Source organism: Motiliproteus sp. MSK22-1 (assembly GCF_001968815.1).
Classification (GTDB): Bacteria; Pseudomonadota; Gammaproteobacteria; order Pseudomonadales; family Balneatricaceae; genus Motiliproteus.
In genome coordinates, this window is the sequence record NZ_MIEQ01000017.1 from 96,984 (window position 1) to 112,895 (window position 15,912).

Sequence of the window (15,912 nt, forward strand, 5' to 3'; positions counted from 1 at the left end):
GAAGGTATTGGATCTCTTGGATGGGTTGCACCAAGGAGAATGTCTCGATACACTGCCATGTTCTGGTTTTAAAGAGCCTCTCTGAACAATGCCGATGTGCTCTTTTATATGCCAGTTTGCGGTGCGGAACTTTTGTATTCGCAGTAGGTCCATACTCGGACTGAAGAAACAGTATTACGGAGAGAATGAATGGGTACCAGTTTACAACCGATTGATCTGATGAGCCCCGGGCGCAATCTGGATGCGTACGTACAGGGTATCGGCCCGATTCCGGTTCTAACTGTAGAAGAAGAACGGGAATTGTCTGAGCGCCTCTATTACCAGAATGATCTGGAAGCGGCCCGGCAGTTGGTTATGTCTCACCTTCGCTTTGTGGTTCATATTGCACGGAGCTATTCTGGCTATGGCCTCTCTCAGGCTGATTTGATTCAGGAAGGCAATGTTGGATTGATGAAAGCGGTTAAGCGCTTTGATCCGACGGTAGGTGTTCGCCTGGTTTCGTTTGCCGTGCATTGGATCAAAGCAGAAATGCACGAGTTCATACTACGTAATTGGCGGATCGTTAAGGTGGCCACTACCAAAGCGCAGCGCAAGATGTTCTTTAATCTGCGCAGTAGTAAGAAGCGATTGGCCTGGTTTACCAATGACGAAGTTAATGCTGTTGCTGAAGATCTGGGGGTTGAACCCAAGGTCGTGAGAGAGATGGAACGACGTTTAAGCGCTCAGGACATGGCGTTTGATCAGGGTACCGATGATGATGAAGACGAGGCATATAAAGCCCCTGCATATTTCCTTGAAGATAAGCGTAATGATCCATCCCGCCTGTTAGAAGACAAGCAGTGGGAAGAAGATTCCAACAGACGCTTGCAAGTGGCTATGGATTCTCTGGATGATCGTAGCCGTAATATTTTGGTACAACGCTGGTTGAGTGAGGAGAAGTCTACCCTTCATGAGCTGGCGGCCGAGTATCAGGTATCTGCTGAACGTATTCGTCAATTGGAAAAAAATGCCATGAAGAAAGTTCGTGGCTTCCTTGAAGCCTGATATCTGCCTCTGATTTTAAGAAAACGCCGGGTTATCCCGGCGTTGTTGTATCTGGGGGGATGGTATAACAGCTAATTCCCCAATATGTAGGTTGCCTCCTATGACATTGATCTCCCCCCGCTTCTATTTGCTCATGGCGGCAGTCGGTGGTTTTCTCTCCGTGTCCCTCGGTGCCTTTGGCGCTCATACTCTTCAGGGGTTTCTCACCGTCGAAAAACTGACAACTTATGAAACGGCTAACCGGTACTTGATGTATCACAGTCTGGCGCTGCTTGCTATCAGCCTATTGTTGTTATCACAGTCACAGTTGCAGCGGCAATGTGCTGACCGGTTAAAAAGAGTTGCCGGGCTTTGGACTATTGGGTGCAGTGTATTCTCCGGTAGTTTGTATATACTCTGCCTGGCTGATATTCGTTGGTTGGTTTGGTTGACTCCCATTGGGGGGTTGTTACTTTTAGCAGGCTGGGTGCTGCTGGTTCAGGCTGCTTACCGATATCCTGATTAAAGATCTGACAAGCTACGGAGCGATATTAGCCGGATTGCTTGTTATATGAAGTGACTACTTACCATCAGTAATATTGGTAGTGATTACTTACTACTAAGTAATTGCAGAAAAACCCTGAGCCGTAATGAAAGTTGACTGAGTGTCCCAGACATTCTTATCAATACGCACTAAGCTTTTGGGGTTTTATTTTGGTACGGAGGCCCTATATATGAGACTTATGGTGAATTCAGTCCGCTTGAGTTGAGTCGGGTTTTTCGTGATTGGTTGGTGTAATGTCTTTGACAGACGGGTGCCGAGATGGTGGACGAAAGATGATTGAAATCCAGTTAAATGGTGAGGCCTATGAGGTCGAGGCTGGCTGTACTATTTCCAAAATGCTTGAAGGCATGGGGTTGGCTGGTAAGCGGATTGCCATAGAATATAATCAGGATATTCTACTGAAAAGTGAGCATGAGCAAACCACACTCCAGGCGAATGACAGGGTAGAGGTTGTCCATGCAATTGGTGGGGGCTGACTCTCCCGGTGAGTTCATTGAATACTGTTATTCGAGCAATATCATCATTTTCCTGAGAACGTTTAGTTTCAGGTATTTTACAATTGTAGAGAAGTCGTTATGAACGAGTCCGTTTCAGAAAGCCAAGCGTCATCCGAGCCGTCACCTGAGCTAAATGTATCGTCGGTAAATACTGCATCTGCAGATAAGCCCTTAGAATTTGGTGGACTGAGTTTTAAGTCTCGTTTATTGGTGGGAACCGGTAAGTATAAAGATCTGCAGGAAACTGGAGAGGCCATTGAAACCAGCGGTGCACAAATTGTAACAGTGGCGGTCAGGCGTACAAACATTGGTCAAAACCCTGATGAACCTAACCTTCTTGATGTGATCTCGCCAGATAAATACACTCTGTTGCCTAATACTGCCGGCTGTTTTAACGCAAAAGATGCCGTCCGTACCTGTAAGCTGGCACGGGAATTATTGGATGGTCATGATCTGGTCAAGCTTGAAGTTCTGGGTGACCAGAAAACCCTATATCCCAATGTAACAGAAACTTTGATAGCCGCACGTGAACTTATTGATGATGGGTTCAAAGTGATGGTGTACACCAGTGATGACCCTATTATCGCCAAAGAGCTTGAAGATATGGGTTGTGTGGCGGTCATGCCGCTGGGGTCCTTAATTGGTTCTGGACTGGGTATTCGCAACCCGTACAATATCAAGTTAATACTCGAAAATGCTAATGTCCCTATTATTGTCGACGCTGGAGTGGGTACCGCATCTGACGCCGCGATTGCTATGGAGTTGGGTTGTGACGGCGTCTTGATGAATACTGCTATCGCCGCTGCAGGAAACCCTGTGCTCATGGCGTCAGCGATGAGAAAGGCCATTGAAGCCGGTCGAGAGTCATACCTGGCTGGTCGAATGCCACGGAAATTATATGCGAGTGCCTCATCTCCGATTGATGGGACTTTCTTTTAACTGGTATTCTTTTAATTAATAGGCGGCACTTGTACTCAGACCAGAGCAGGTGTCGTTTCTCCAAACGGTCCTGGCTGTTGTAATCAACCAGCAGGGTTGTAATTACCTGAATGGAAGGGCCTGCAGTGTCTCAGCAGCTACTGGAGCATCTACGAAAGCTGACCGAAAGTGGTCAAGCGGAGGTGCTGAAAGGATTACAGCACGGTATCGAGAAGGAAGGTTTGCGTGTTGATTGCAAAGGACGGCTGGCGCAAACCGATCACCCGCAGTCTTTGGGCTCTGCGTTAACCAATAGTCGAATTACCACTGATTATTCAGAAGCCCTGTTGGAATTTATTACTCCAGTGTTTGCTGATGTTGAGCAGGCTATCTCCTTCCTAGAAGAACTCCATCGTTATACTTTCAAGCACCTGGAGGGTGAAACCATCTGGTCCGGAAGCATGCCCTGTCACCTGAGCGGCCCGGATGAAGTACCTATTGCACGGTTTGGTAGCTCTAATATCGGCCGCATGAAACATATTTACCGGGTCGGTCTGGAGCATCGATATGGCAAGGTAATGCAGACCATTGCAGGGATCCACTATAACTTTTCGTTACCTCAGTCTTTCTGGCCGATATATCAGAAGATATGCAATGACCAGTCGGATATTCAGGATTTTCAATCGGCATCCTATTTTGCGTTGATTAGAAATTTTCGACGCTATTCCTGGTTATTGATCTATTTGTTTGGTGCTTCTCCAGCCGTCAGTCGTTCGTTTACCAATGGAAATGAAGGCCGACTGCAGTTACTGGATCCTGAAACCCTATACAGTCCTTATGCGACGAGCTTGCGGATGAGTGATCTGGGCTACTCCAATCAGGCTCAGGCAGCTTTGAACGTCTGTTATAACCACCTGGATAACTACGTTAAAACACTAAGTGATGCGATTAAGACGCCTTACCCAGACTATGAACGGATAGGAGTTAAGGTGGATGGACAATACCGCCAGCTGAATAGCAATCTGCTGCAGATTGAGAATGAGTACTATAGCGATATACGTCCTAAGCGGGTAATTCAATCCGGTGAGAAGCCAATCCGGGCCTTAAAGGATCGTGGTGTTGAGTATGTTGAGGTCAGAAATACAGATATTAACCCTTATCTTCCTGTTGGTATCGATGCTCAACAGTCTCGCTTTCTCGATTCATTTTTACTGTTTTGTCTATTTTTGGGTAATGATGATATTAGTGACGAAGAGTGCGATCGTATTAAACAGAATCATCATCGGGTTGCCTGGCAGGGTCGGGATCCTCAGCTCAAGTTACAGACCGACACTGGAGAGATTCTGTTGACGGATCAAGCGAGGGAGCTGCTGAATCAAATTCTTCCGGTCGCTGAGTTATTGGATTCATTGCATGATCGTTCCTGCCATAGCAAGTCTGTGGTAGATCAACGATCAAAAATTGACAATCCTGATCTGACCCCCTCAGGAATGATGCTGAAACAGATGCGTGAGCAAAACCTATCCCATGATGAATTCATTCGTCAGCGCTCCGTACAACACCATGAGCGGCTAAAGGCGGAACCCCTGGCAGAATACAGGTATCAGGAACTAAGTCGTTTGGCAGAGCAGTCTCTAATTGAACAACAAGCATTGGAGCAACAGTCAGAGCCCTCATTTGAGCATTTTCTTGAGGAGTACTTCCGTCCATCAAACTGATTCGGTCGTGTCAAGCAACTGTCGTGTCAAGCAACTAGGGGACTGTCTTTTTTCAAGAGGGCAGTCCTAGGTGGTGGCTCGCGTCTAACAGTTTTGACTCTCGTCCCGTCGCTTCATCGCGAAATTGTTTTCGTGATGAAACGCCTTCAGGTCGCTTTTTCTGTAATTCATCGTTTACAGCAGATGGTTATTGCTGGACAACAAAACTGGTGAACAGAAGGTCTTTAATCATTTCGTAGCCGTCATTGCCATACTCGACGACCAGAATCTGCCGCAGCTCTTCTAATGCTTCCAGGCGGATGTGATCACGACCTGCTGCGGTAGCAACATCTTCAGAAGTTTGTCGGCTGAGCAGCATAACCAGGCTGTTACGAATTGGTGGTTGATGCAGCTTGACCTTCCCTTCAGCATCACCCTGAGGAACAATCAGTGTCACTTCAGTCTTAAGGTATTTTAGTGGGCCCGGGCCGCCAAAACTTACAATGAAAGGTGGCTGAAGCTCGATATACTCAGAGCCTCCACTTTGCTTCGGTTCTGCATCCTGAGCAAAGCTGAATGAAGGGGTTATTAACAGCATAAATATCAGTATTAAAGGGCGAAGGTTCATAGATAATCTCTTCATTTTCTATGGAATTTTCAGAATATCACCAGTATATAACGTAATCACCGATGCTGCCTAACCTGTATCAAACAGCTGGGGTTGCTTGATGGGCTCGGTTCCTTTTTTAGCAGAGCCTATGTGGTTAACTGGAGAACCGAAGCTTTGCTTTCAATCTGAATTAATACTTATTGTTAGCTTATGAAGACATACTTATGTTGCTATCCAGATCTGCTTGGAGATAGTATTGCTTCAAAGAGAAGCTAAAAAACCAATCTCGGTTAAGCGAATATTGCTGTCTTGATGCGGTGGTTTTGATTCGATCAGCGTGATCGATGAAAATTGGATTCTCAGCAATTTTGCAGTAGCGTTTGAGTCTGGATGAAATCGGCGAGTGCTGTCACAATATACCGATTTAGGAAGGCTTCGACAGAAGTTTTGGGAAGGAGTATAGCATGCTTGAAAAATGTCAGAGTGCCAAAGAGCGCTGGGGAGGGGTCAGCGAGCTGATAGACCGTTGGTTACAGGAACGCCAGGATCTATTGGGATTATTCGTAGCCTTACCTCAGAAAGAACTTGGAGATGATGTGGTAGAAATGCTGCGGAGCTTCAGTCAGATTCTTGTGGACTATGCATCTTCCTGGCACTTTGGTGTCTATGAGCACTTGCTTGCAGAGGCCGATGAGTTTAATGATGGTGGTATTGAGCTGGCCAAGGATCTGGATCCAAAAATTCGGGCGACGACTGACACCATTCTTAATTTTAATGATCAGTATTCGGAAGTGCTGGTACTGAAAGTACAGGATGTGGTCCATCTTAGTGAGAGGTTGTCAGTATTAGGTGAAGCGCTGGCAGAGCGTTTTGAGCTGGAAGATCAGCTGATTGAGCGTCTTCATACTGCCCACAAGAATCGCATCTAAGGAGATAGATAGAGGAGATGGGCAGCATCTTTGGCCGTTTGGCTGCGGTGATCGGGGCAAGTGTGCTGGTTGGTGCCTGCAGCTCTGGTGATAGTCCCGACACTCAGGTTGAATATGCTGTTCAGGGAGTCTATACAGCGGCACTTTCTGCTGATGCTCGATATGCTGCAGTTGGTTCTATTCAGCACGGTGGTAGCCTTTGGAACAGCGTTCAGCATGAGCGTCTGTATAACTGGAACCACAAAGAAGGCAGTTATACCGATCTGGTTGCGACAGCCTTTTCTCCCGACGGCGAATATGCGGTAACTGCTGGCCAGCAAACCCTGGTTCTTTGGGAAACTTCAACAGGTAAGCCCCACTGGTTTTGGAATTCTCCTGCGGCAGTGCTGGATATTGCACTGTCCCCTGAAGGCAGTTATGCGTTGCTGGGTCTGATTGATCACACGGCAGTTTACTTTGACATTAAAAATGGCGGTCTAAAGCAGACGCTGCACCATCAGGGGCGAGTCAGAGCTGTGGATTTGAGCGATGACGGTAATCTTGGGCTAACCGGTTCTGATAATAATCTGGCAAAGCTTTGGAATATGCAAAATGGAGAGCTTCTTCAGACCGTCGAGCATGAAAACAGCGTAAATACAGTCGCCTTGTCACCCAGTGGTCGCTATGCATTCAGTGCCAGCCAGTTAGACAGAGCATTTATCTGGGATACACAGAGCGGAAACATTCTTCATACCCTCAGTGGTGACGAAGGTTTTTTAGCTAAGCGTTTGAGTTACACCGCAGCAGTTTTTTCTCCCAATAGTGATCAGTTACTAACCGGCAATACAGGCGGTCTCGTGCAGTTGTGGGATGTGCGTGAAGGTAAGGAATTGAGGCGCTGGCAGGTGTTTCTTCGTGATAAATTTCGACCGACCAGTGCGACTGTTTTTGCACTCGCTTTCAGCAATAGAGGCTACACGGCCGTGGCTGCCAATGGCTTTATAAATCAGTTGAAATAGCTTTGCCTGATTTTTAATCAGATACTGATCTGATTAAACGTTGGGCAGGGTGGAGTGTATAAGTGATCGGAAAAAGGGAGAGATACTGAGTATCCCTCCCTTTTTTGATCATTTTAAAAAGTGTTATCGGTTACGGCTGAGTTTTTGCTTCTGGCTCGGTTGCTGCCTGTTCTTCAGCTGCAGGTGGCTCAGGGTTAATGGCAAGTAACTCTACTTCAAATACCAATGTCGAGTTTGGTCCAATAACAGGTCCCATACCGCTTGGGCCGTAGGCTAAATCAGCAGGGATATACAATTTGGCCTTGGTTCCTTCATTAACCAACTGAAGACCTTCAGTCCAGCCTTTGATGACACCGTTTAGTGGGAATGTGGCAGGGCCTCCGTGGCTGTAGGAGCTATCAAACTCGGTACCATCGATGAGTGTGCCACGATAGTGGACCTGAACAGTGTCAGTTTCTTTGGGCATCGGTCCTGTTCCCTTGGACAGGATTTCGTATTGCAGGCCGCTTTCAGTCGTGACGATGCCTTCTTTCTTGCCATTTTCTACTAGAAACATTTCGCCTTTTTCTTTATTGGCATTTGCCTGGGCGAGCTGAGCCTCTTGTTGACGCTGCTGGAACAGTTGTTGGATCTCTGCAACAGCAGCACGCAGCTCGTCGTCAGAAAGAGTACGGTTGGATTTAAGGGAAGATTCTTCCATGCCAAGGCGGAAAGCTTCAAGGTCGAGAGTATATCCCAACGCCTGCAGTCTGGAACCTGCTTCGAGACCGGTCAGATAGCTGGCTTTTTTGTCCAGTGTATCAATTTCTGCAAATGCTAAAGGGGATGTAACCAGTGAGCAAGCCAGGGCGCTGAGCAACAATTTTTTTTTCATCATGTGTCCTTATAGGGAGGAACTGAACTGCAAATCCTTGGTATGGGTAGGATCTTATAGGAATCCTACCTATTGAGGGGTCATTTAACTGGAAAGTTCCCGCAATTTCCAGTCACTGGCAAAAATCAGCTGTTCTGACGTGGGTTTGTGAAAATCTGAGCTATGTTTGAAAAAATAACCTGGATGACGAGGGTATATAGCTGTAAATCGATAGCCAGTCGGTACTCTACCTTGGGTTCCGGCTGTGATAAACTTCGCCGCCATGATTCAGCTACAAGCATTAAGTCTACAGCGTGGAAAGACACTGCTGCTAGAACAGGTCGATTTACGAGTTCACCCGGGCCAGAAGGTCGGGGTGATTGGCGCTAATGGCAGTGGTAAGTCCAGTTTATTCAAAATGATACTGGGACAGCTTCACCACGATACCGGCGATCTTTTTATCCCGAAAGGATGGCAAATTGCCCATATGGCTCAGGAGGTTGAAGTCCTTGAGCGCAGTGCCATTGATCATGTTCTGGATGGAGATCAGCCACTGCGTCAGTTGCAGCAGGCTATTGCTGAGGCAGAACAAGCGGAAGAGCACCATAAGTTAGGCGAACTGTACGCTCAATACGATGCAATTGATGGTTATACGGCGACAGCGCGAGCAGAGCAGTTGCTTCATGGCTTAGGTTTTATGCAAATCGATTGTCAACGTTCAGTATCCGAGTTCTCCGGAGGTTGGCGAATTCGTTTGAACCTTGCCCAGGCGTTGATGTGCCGGTCTGATCTGTTGCTGTTGGACGAACCGACCAACCACTTGGACTTGGATGCAGCGCTGTGGCTGGAGCAATGGCTCAGGGGCTATGAAGGTACCCTGTTGCTGATTTCTCATGACCGTGACTTTCTTGATCGTGTTGTGACTCATATCGCTCATATTGAAAGAACTAAAATCAACCTTTATCGCGGGAACTATACGGCCTTTGAGCTACTTCGTGCTGAGCGTTTGGCCCAGCAACAGGCTTCCTTTATCAAACAACAGGACCAAATTGCCCATATCGAAAGTTTTATTCGTCGCTTTAAAGCCAAGGCGACTAAAGCCAAGCAGGCACAGAGCCGGATAAAACAATTGGAGCGAATGGAAAAAATTGCTCCTGCCCATGTGGATTCCCCCTTCAGTTTTACGTTCTATGGCGAGCGAAAATTATCGAATCCTCTGCTGAACCTTCACCAAGCTGATTTAGGCTATGGGGCCTCATCGATACTCTCAAAGGTTTCATTGAACCTGCAGCCGGATATGAGGATTGGATTGTTAGGACCCAATGGAGCGGGTAAGTCAACGCTGATCAAATCCCTGGTGGGAGAACAATCACTTTTGTCGGGTGATCGGGTGGAAGGTGAAAACCTTCGGATTGGCTACTTTGCTCAGCACCAGTTGGAAGCTTTGGATTTGGAGGCAAGCCCACTGCTACATCTACAACGGCTGTCTCCTAAATCTTCTGAACAGGAGATTCGCAATTTTCTGGGGGGATTTGGATTTGTTGGCGACGATGCGTTAGATACAGTTAGACACTTTTCTGGTGGAGAAAAAGCTCGTCTGGCACTGTCGTTAATTGCCTGGCAACAGCCAAACCTCCTGCTGATGGATGAGCCAACTAACCACCTGGATCTGGAGGTTCGGCACGCCTTAACACTTGCATTACAGGACTTTCCGGGAGCGTTGATACTGGTTTCTCATGATCGACATTTATTGAGCAACTGTGTCGATCAGTTTTTGCTGGTCAGTGATGGTTCTGTCAGCGAATATGAAGGAGATCTGGATGATTATGCCGCATGGCTCAGCAGTCGGAATAAACCGGAGCCTATCGTTGCTGATCAGAGTCAGGCCGAAGATCGGGGAGAGTCGGCGCAAGACAGGCGAGAGCGCAAGCGTCTGGAGGCGGAGAGACGACAGCAGCTGGCTCCCTTGAGAAAGGCTGTAGCTAAGCTGGAAAAACAGTTAGAGCAGTTGCATGAACAGCAGCAATCATTAGAGACCCGTTTAGCAGATCCGGCGATCTATGAAGACAGCCGCAAGCCCGAATTAAAGGAACTGCTTCAAGCTCAGGCCAATGTTGACCGGCAGTTGGAAGAAGTTGAAGAAGAGTGGATGCTTCAATCAGAACAGCTGGAAGCCCTTTCTGACTAAATAAATCAGTATCTGCTGACTACCTGCTTTCAGTGTATATCTGGTCTGTAATCTCTGCCGGATAGTGAGAACTCACTTTCATGGGCTAGATTGACCTGTTTGAATTTCGCCCCTTTCTGTGCAGTGAAAGGGGCGGTTGGAGGGTTAGCTTGCTTTTAGAACTCGAGTCATTTCAGCAAGGTCTTCTTCTTTGTGATGGACCTTATCAAAAACTTCCTCGACCTGCTCCGGTGTCAGATTCAATTCTTCATACAAAGAACCTGGAATGTCACCACAGGGGCCATCCCCGATATTGTGCTTGCGAAGAATTCGCAGACATAGATTAGTCAGCAGTGCATATTCACGATGTTCGCCCTGATACTCAAGGTCATTCTGATAGCGAATAGCACGGTAAACTTCTTCTGGCAGGTTCCAGGTTTCCATTAACCAGGCACCTATCTGTTCTCGCGTCACATTAATAATCTGTTTTTCGATGTGTTCATGGTTGAGGTGTGGATTAGCCTCAACGTAGCGGGATACCAGAGAGAAATGTGGGGGGAAGATGTGCGCCAGGGCAAGGTAACCGAAGTTGTGTAGCAGGCCTGCCAGATAGCCAAGACCTGGGTGCGGTCTGTTCTCTGGGGGCATCTTCTTGATTAACCGTTCTGCCAGGATTGCACAGTAGACTGATTGCAGCCAGTAAGGAGTGCTTCCTCTGGGAGTATCTTTGGGGATAGTCAAAGTTTTCCCCATTGCGATACCGAGCGCCAGATTGACGACGAGATCATAGCCTAGCACGCGAACAATGGCGTCCTGAATCGAATGAATGCTGCCGGGCGCTGCGTAATAAGGTGAAGCCGACCAGCTCATAACCTGAGCTGACAGGCTGGGATCCATTTTTACAATCGGCACCAGATCGTCAACTCCGGCGGTTGGATTGGATCGCAGCTGGATAATCTTCTGTGCAGTTGGAGGCAGAGTTGGCAAGCCCAGGGTATCTTCCAAGCGTTGTTTTATTCGCAAAGCTGTAAACTTTTCTACGGCTCGAGTGATAACTGTTACATCATCGCCCTGAGGCTGCTTGGCTTCTATTGCCTCTGGTGTCAGTCCCAGGGTGCTGCGAATCGCCTCAGGATTGATCAGTTGTCGGTTAATCTCAAAAGTACGGCCTGAATGAGGTTCAAACAGTATTAATGTTGCGGCTTCGGTACAGCTGTTATCCATTAATGTTGGCAGGCTCAGCAGTTTGGCCAGTCCTGCTTCATTTTCTAGAGCTTGCTGAGTGAAAAACTTATTGGAGTCATTGGCGGTCAAAGGCTGTAAGTGTCGACCGGTTTCTTTCCACACGCTTACCAAGTTGAGAAGCTGATTGTGGGGGAGTAGCACGAGCATTTTCCCCTGGGAATCGTGCAACATTAAGATTCGAATTGTTTGATCATCAACCATGGTATAGGGCTCTCATCATCGAGTGCTAGTTATTCCTAGACACTACTCGCTACTTCACGCCTTGCCTTGACGGGCCTCAACGCACCGAGACCTTAGTGGCTAAATACTTTAAGACGAATTATTGTGAAGTTTATATCAATTTTGAAATGAAATTATATTAGAGCATAAGATCAAATCGGCGATCATTATATAAACTTTAGCAGATATACCGGAAAAAAGGACCTCTGGATCAAACAGAGTTGTGTCAATACAGCGGCTAAATAGTGATTAAATAGCGGTTAATTAGCTGAGTTGATTGGTATTTGATAGACAGTCTGATGAGTAGATTGATGAATAGATCAAAAGGACCGAAGGGCTGTCGACGGTCCTGACTGTATAAGTATCGTTCTGTGGGGCGCTAATCGACCACCAGAACGCCATCCATCTCGACAAGAGAGTCTTTAGGCAGTGAGGCCACACCAATAGCGGCTCGTGCTGGGTATGGCTGAGTGAAGTAGCGAGACATCACTTCATTGACAGTAGCAAAGTTACTTAGGTCAGTCAGAAATATGTTCAGTTTTACTATCTGCTGCAAGCTGCCACCGCTGGCTTCACAGACGGCCTTCAGGTTTTCAAAAACACGCACTGTCTGGGCTTCAAAACCCCCTTCAACCATTTCCATGGTCTCTGGATTCAGTGGAATCTGGCCGGAAAGATAAACAGTGTCACCCACTTTGACAGCCTGGGAGTAGGTGCCGATGGCCTGGGGGGCTTGTCCGGTCTGAATTACTGCTCTATTGCTCATCATATATCCTTCTATTCTATGTAAGGCGTTGTTCTATTTATTAGGTCAATTCGTTTGTCAGGTCTACCAGTCTGGTAATCCTTAAGCCCGGGTAATTCTAGAGACTGATTTGAGTGCTCGCAGACGCTTCATTACACGGGCTAAGTGTATTCTGCTTCTGACCGAAATATCCAGATGTACAGTGCTCATCTGGGCTTCTTTTTCATCGATATCGATTCGGTGTATATTCGCACCGACTGCTGAAGCCTTGGTAGCCAGTGTTGCGATTATTCCTCGTTGGGCGGCAAGTTCTACTTTTAGGCTAACTTCAAATTCGTCATCCACTGCCTTGTCCCAATCCAGATAGACACACTTTTTCGGATCATCCTGAAATTCGGTGATATTTCGGCAGTCGTCACGGTGCACCACAATGCCTCGACCAGAGCTGATATGACCGATTATCATATCCCCTGGGATTGGGTGGCAGCAGCGAGCATAACTCAGAACCATACCTTCAGAGCCGCTGATGGAGAGCGGTCTGTTGGATGGACGGTTAGGTAGCTTTTGCTTGGTTTCATCGTGACTGCGAGGCTTGAGTCGCTGTGCGACCATATAGGCCATTTTATTACCCAGGCCGATTTCCCTTAGGAGATCGTCAAGAGAGAGTAGTTCGACTTCATCCAGATACTCTTTCAATACCGCTTCGTCGAGGGAGTCCACCGTTGTATCGAAGTTTGCCAGGAACTGATTCAACAGGCGATTACCCAAAGCAATGGATTCGCCCTGCTCCTTGGTTTTCAGGAAGTGGCGGATATTGGTTCGGGCTTTACCGGTGGTGACAAAGTTGAGCCAGGCCATATTGGGCTGAGCACTGGGGGTGGTGATGATCTCTACAGTCTGACCGCTTTCCAAAGGGGTGCTAAGCGGTGCCAGGCGTCGATTAATGCGACAGGATACACAGCTGTTGCCGATATCAGTATGGACTGCATAGGCGAAGTCGACAGGGGTTGCCCCCTTGGGTAACTCCAGAATACGTCCTTGAGGTGTGAAGACATAAACCTCATCGGCAAACAGATCTATCTTGACGTTTTCGATAAACTCCATTGAGTCGCCTGCCTGGCGCTGCATTTCCAGCAGGCCCTGAACCCATTGGCGGGCTCTGTTGTAACTGGCCTCGTTATCCTTACCTGCTTTGTAATCGCCATGGGAGGCAATGCCCTGGGTGGCAATCGCTTCCATTTCCTCGGTGCGGATCTGTATCTCAATGGTAATATCACGAGCGCCGAATAGATCGGTGTGGAGGGACTGATAACCGTTGGCCTTAGGTATCGCTATGTAATCTTTAAATCGGCCTGCAACGGGCTTGTAGAGGTTATGTACGGCACCAAGAATGCGGTAACAGGTATCAATCTTGTCGGTGACGATGCGAAAAGCAAAGACATCCATGATTTCAGCGAAGGATTTCTTCTGTGTCACCATCTTCCGGTAGATACTATAGAGGTGTTTTTCCCTGCCTTTGATATCACCGGGTAACCCTTCTCGTTCCAGACAGTCTTCGAGAGTTTTCTCAATTTTTTCGATCATATCGAAACGGTTGCCGCGAGCCTGTTGTACCGCCCGTCCGACGTACTTGTAGCGCATCGGGTAGTAGGCTCGGAAGGCAAGGTCCTGTAGTTCCATATGGATGTCGTGCATACCCAGCCGACTGGCAATAGGTGCATATATATCGAGGGTTTCCCGGGCGATTCTACGTTGCTTGGCAGGAGGCATGACGCCAAGCGTACGCATATTGTGAAGCCGATCTCCAAGCTTGACCAGAATCACGCGGATATCTTCGGCCATTGCCATGACCATTTTCTGGAAATTTTCGGCCTGAGCCTCGGCTTTGGTTTCAAAATGCAAATGAGTCAGTTTGCTTACACCATCAACGATGCTGGTAATGGTGTCGCCAAATTGATCGCTGAGATCAGCCTTATCGATCTGCGTGTCTTCAATGACATCATGCAACATCGCCGCCATCAGGCTTTGATGATCCATATTCATCTCAGAAAGAATTGACGCAACCGCGAGGGGGTGGGTGACGTAGGGCTCGCCACTTTTGCGCCGTTGCCCGTCGTGAGCTTGCTCGGCGTAAAAATAGGCACGTCTGACCTGATTGACCTGCTGAATGTCCAGGTAATCGGTCAGGCGTTGAGAAAGATCGTATATTGTGGGCATCACAACTCCCTGCCTACTGAAATGGCAAAGAGTTGCCTGCTAACCAAAAAAGGTGCCGACTACTCTCAAAGAGCAGTGTTTAAGAATAGCCTTTTAACCAGAGCGTTTCTTAACAAGGACCTTAGTTTTAAGCGCTTAACTCTCTACCGCTGGTGCTTCACTCAGTAGAGCTTCCATTTCAATCGGCTTATCTACAAGAATGTCTGCGTTAATGTGTCCTTCTGCAATCTCGCGCAGGGCGACAACAGTGGGCTTGTCATTCTCCCACTCTACCATTGGTTCTTTGCCGCCGGTAGCCAGCTGACGAGCACGTTTGGACGAAACCATAATCAGCTCGAAGCGATTTTCGACATTTTCAAGACAATCTTCAACGGTTACACGGGCCATATTAAACCTCTAAGGGTGTTCAGTATTCTAATAGAGCTTGAAGCCCGTTGGATGCATTATCCTACTGCAATGCAAAAAATCCAACAGGCCCATAGAAATCAGCTCGCCAGTGTACAGAATCTACCCCCATTAAGACAAGAGTTCGCTGATCATTTCCTGCCTTCTTGGTTGCTGTCTGTCCAGTTTTTGCCGTCCTGCGGTAAAAATGGCTGCCAACTCGTTTAAGGCCTGCTGGAAATCGTCGTTAACGACCAGATAATCAAATTCATGGTAGTGGGACATTTCGCTGACCGCCTGTTGCATTCGGTGATCAATCACTTCCTGGCTGTCTTGGCCACGATTAGTCAGGCGTTCTTCCAGTGCTTTTCGTGAGGGGGGGAGTATAAAAATGGATACGGCATCGGGCATCAGCTTTCTTACCTGTTCAGCGCCCTGCCAGTCTATTTCCAGGATGACATCCATATCCTTTGCCAGGGTTTCCTTCACCCACTGTTGAGAGGTACCGTATTTATTTGTGAAGACCTCGGCATATTCCAGAAAATCTCCCTGATTGATCATGGTATCGAAGCGCTGATGATCAACAAAATGGTAATCCTTACCGTTAACTTCACCCGGGCGTGCAGTGCGGGTCGTGTGGGAAACAGAAACGCAAACTTTAGGGTCTCTATCCAGGAGCTGCTTAACCAGGCTGGTTTTACCTGCACCGGAAGGAGCCGAAACGATATATAGGGTACCTACGCTCATTACTTATCAGTCTTCTTGCTGTAAATGTTACTGGCTTAAGGGGCCTGCCTGTCCAATCTACTCTGGTATGGTTAGCCATAAGACAGGTGGGTAACTGG

General features: G+C 47.6%; 15 protein-coding genes. 8 read left to right on the forward strand and 7 right to left on the reverse strand.

The window, feature by feature from the left end; all coding sequences use genetic code 11:
- Positions 1-189 precede the first annotated feature (189 nt).
- The 5 genes from rpoH to gshA all read left to right on the forward strand — a co-directional run bounded on the left by rpoH (position 190) and on the right by gshA (position 4,721).
- A complete protein-coding gene (gene rpoH, locus BGP75_RS01050; protein ID WP_076714150.1) occupies positions 190-1,044 on the forward strand; it encodes an RNA polymerase sigma factor RpoH in 855 nt (284 codons plus the stop codon).
- 100 nt (positions 1,045-1,144) lie between these two features.
- Positions 1,145-1,549, forward strand: coding sequence for a DUF423 domain-containing protein (locus tag BGP75_RS01055; RefSeq protein ID WP_076714152.1), 405 nt, complete (start codon positions 1,145-1,147; stop codon positions 1,547-1,549).
- Between the two features lie 272 nt (positions 1,550-1,821).
- On the forward strand, positions 1,822-2,064 hold the full coding sequence (thiS, locus tag BGP75_RS01060; RefSeq protein ID WP_233152812.1) for a sulfur carrier protein ThiS: 243 nt from the start codon (positions 1,822-1,824) through the stop codon (positions 2,062-2,064).
- 99 nt (positions 2,065-2,163) lie between these two features.
- Entirely contained in the window at positions 2,164-3,024 is an 861-nt protein-coding gene (locus BGP75_RS01065; protein WP_083704555.1) for a thiazole synthase, read from the forward strand.
- 125 nt (positions 3,025-3,149) lie between these two features.
- Positions 3,150-4,721: a glutamate--cysteine ligase gene (gshA, locus tag BGP75_RS01070; RefSeq protein WP_076714245.1), complete on the forward strand. Its 1,572-nt coding sequence runs from the start codon at positions 3,150-3,152 to the stop codon at positions 4,719-4,721.
- A 187-nt stretch (positions 4,722-4,908) separates the two neighbouring features.
- On the opposite strand, the gene BGP75_RS01075 is transcribed toward gshA, so the two are convergent.
- The gene (locus BGP75_RS01075; RefSeq protein ID WP_076714154.1) at positions 4,909-5,328 is read right to left on the reverse strand and encodes a flagellar basal body-associated FliL family protein; all 420 of its coding nucleotides are present in this window, start codon (positions 5,326-5,328) and stop codon (positions 4,909-4,911) included.
- Positions 5,329-5,774: 446 nt separating this feature from the next.
- Here BGP75_RS01075 and BGP75_RS01080 point away from each other — a divergent pair, with 446 nt between their 5' ends.
- On the forward strand, positions 5,775-6,239 hold the full coding sequence (locus BGP75_RS01080; protein ID WP_076714156.1) for an Rsd/AlgQ family anti-sigma factor: 465 nt from the start codon (positions 5,775-5,777) through the stop codon (positions 6,237-6,239).
- A 17-nt stretch (positions 6,240-6,256) separates the two neighbouring features.
- Positions 6,257-7,237: a WD40 repeat domain-containing protein gene (locus BGP75_RS01085; RefSeq protein WP_076714158.1), complete on the forward strand. Its 981-nt coding sequence runs from the start codon at positions 6,257-6,259 to the stop codon at positions 7,235-7,237.
- A 130-nt stretch (positions 7,238-7,367) separates the two neighbouring features.
- Here the strand turns inward: BGP75_RS01085 and BGP75_RS01090 are convergent, their stop codons facing one another.
- Positions 7,368-8,111 (reverse strand): FKBP-type peptidyl-prolyl cis-trans isomerase, encoded by a 744-nt coding sequence (locus tag BGP75_RS01090; RefSeq protein ID WP_076714160.1) that lies wholly within the window; start codon positions 8,109-8,111, stop codon positions 7,368-7,370.
- A 262-nt stretch (positions 8,112-8,373) separates the two neighbouring features.
- Between BGP75_RS01090 and BGP75_RS01100 the strand changes: the two genes are divergently transcribed.
- The gene (locus BGP75_RS01100; RefSeq protein ID WP_076714164.1) at positions 8,374-10,278 is read left to right on the forward strand and encodes an ATP-binding cassette domain-containing protein; all 1,905 of its coding nucleotides are present in this window, start codon (positions 8,374-8,376) and stop codon (positions 10,276-10,278) included.
- A gap of 144 nt (positions 10,279-10,422) precedes the next feature.
- Here the strand turns inward: BGP75_RS01100 and BGP75_RS01105 are convergent, their stop codons facing one another.
- The 5 genes from BGP75_RS01105 to gmk form a co-directional block, all read right to left on the reverse strand.
- Positions 10,423-11,703, reverse strand: coding sequence for an HDOD domain-containing protein (locus BGP75_RS01105; RefSeq protein ID WP_076714166.1), 1,281 nt, complete (start codon positions 11,701-11,703; stop codon positions 10,423-10,425).
- A gap of 397 nt (positions 11,704-12,100) precedes the next feature.
- Positions 12,101-12,487 (reverse strand): RidA family protein, encoded by a 387-nt coding sequence (locus BGP75_RS01110; RefSeq protein ID WP_076714168.1) that lies wholly within the window; start codon positions 12,485-12,487, stop codon positions 12,101-12,103.
- 81 nt (positions 12,488-12,568) lie between these two features.
- The gene (locus tag BGP75_RS01115) at positions 12,569-14,683 is read right to left on the reverse strand and encodes a bifunctional (p)ppGpp synthetase/guanosine-3',5'-bis(diphosphate) 3'-pyrophosphohydrolase (protein ID WP_076714170.1); all 2,115 of its coding nucleotides are present in this window, start codon (positions 14,681-14,683) and stop codon (positions 12,569-12,571) included.
- A 135-nt stretch (positions 14,684-14,818) separates the two neighbouring features.
- On the reverse strand, positions 14,819-15,070 hold the full coding sequence (gene rpoZ, locus BGP75_RS01120) for a DNA-directed RNA polymerase subunit omega (RefSeq protein WP_076714172.1): 252 nt from the start codon (positions 15,068-15,070) through the stop codon (positions 14,819-14,821).
- A 129-nt stretch (positions 15,071-15,199) separates the two neighbouring features.
- Positions 15,200-15,814 carry a guanylate kinase gene (gene gmk, locus BGP75_RS01125; protein ID WP_076714174.1) on the reverse strand — a complete coding sequence of 205 codons (615 nt, stop codon included), beginning with the start codon at positions 15,812-15,814 and terminating at the stop codon, positions 15,200-15,202.
- Positions 15,815-15,912: the final 98 nt, after the last annotated feature.

Coding starts and splice junctions, on each gene's coding strand:
- rpoH (WP_076714150.1), top strand. CDS start 190: ATGGGTACCAGTTTACAACCGATTGATCTGATGAGCCCCGGGCGCAAT.
- BGP75_RS01055 (WP_076714152.1), top strand. CDS start 1,145: ATGACATTGATCTCCCCCCGCTTCTATTTGCTCATGGCGGCAGTCGGT.
- thiS (WP_233152812.1), top strand. CDS start 1,822: ATGTCTTTGACAGACGGGTGCCGAGATGGTGGACGAAAGATGATTGAA.
- BGP75_RS01065 (WP_083704555.1), top strand. CDS start 2,164: ATGAACGAGTCCGTTTCAGAAAGCCAAGCGTCATCCGAGCCGTCACCT.
- BGP75_RS01075 (WP_076714154.1), bottom strand. CDS start 5,328: ATGAACCTTCGCCCTTTAATACTGATATTTATGCTGTTAATAACCCCT.
- BGP75_RS01080 (WP_076714156.1), top strand. CDS start 5,775: ATGCTTGAAAAATGTCAGAGTGCCAAAGAGCGCTGGGGAGGGGTCAGC.
- BGP75_RS01085 (WP_076714158.1), top strand. CDS start 6,257: ATGGGCAGCATCTTTGGCCGTTTGGCTGCGGTGATCGGGGCAAGTGTG.
- BGP75_RS01090 (WP_076714160.1), bottom strand. CDS start 8,111: ATGAAAAAAAAATTGTTGCTCAGCGCCCTGGCTTGCTCACTGGTTACA.
- BGP75_RS01100 (WP_076714164.1), top strand. CDS start 8,374: ATGATTCAGCTACAAGCATTAAGTCTACAGCGTGGAAAGACACTGCTG.
- BGP75_RS01105 (WP_076714166.1), bottom strand. CDS start 11,703: ATGGTTGATGATCAAACAATTCGAATCTTAATGTTGCACGATTCCCAG.
- BGP75_RS01110 (WP_076714168.1), bottom strand. CDS start 12,487: ATGAGCAATAGAGCAGTAATTCAGACCGGACAAGCCCCCCAGGCCATC.
- BGP75_RS01115 (WP_076714170.1), bottom strand. CDS start 14,683: ATGCCCACAATATACGATCTTTCTCAACGCCTGACCGATTACCTGGAC.
- rpoZ (WP_076714172.1), bottom strand. CDS start 15,070: ATGGCCCGTGTAACCGTTGAAGATTGTCTTGAAAATGTCGAAAATCGC.
- gmk (WP_076714174.1), bottom strand. CDS start 15,814: ATGAGCGTAGGTACCCTATATATCGTTTCGGCTCCTTCCGGTGCAGGT.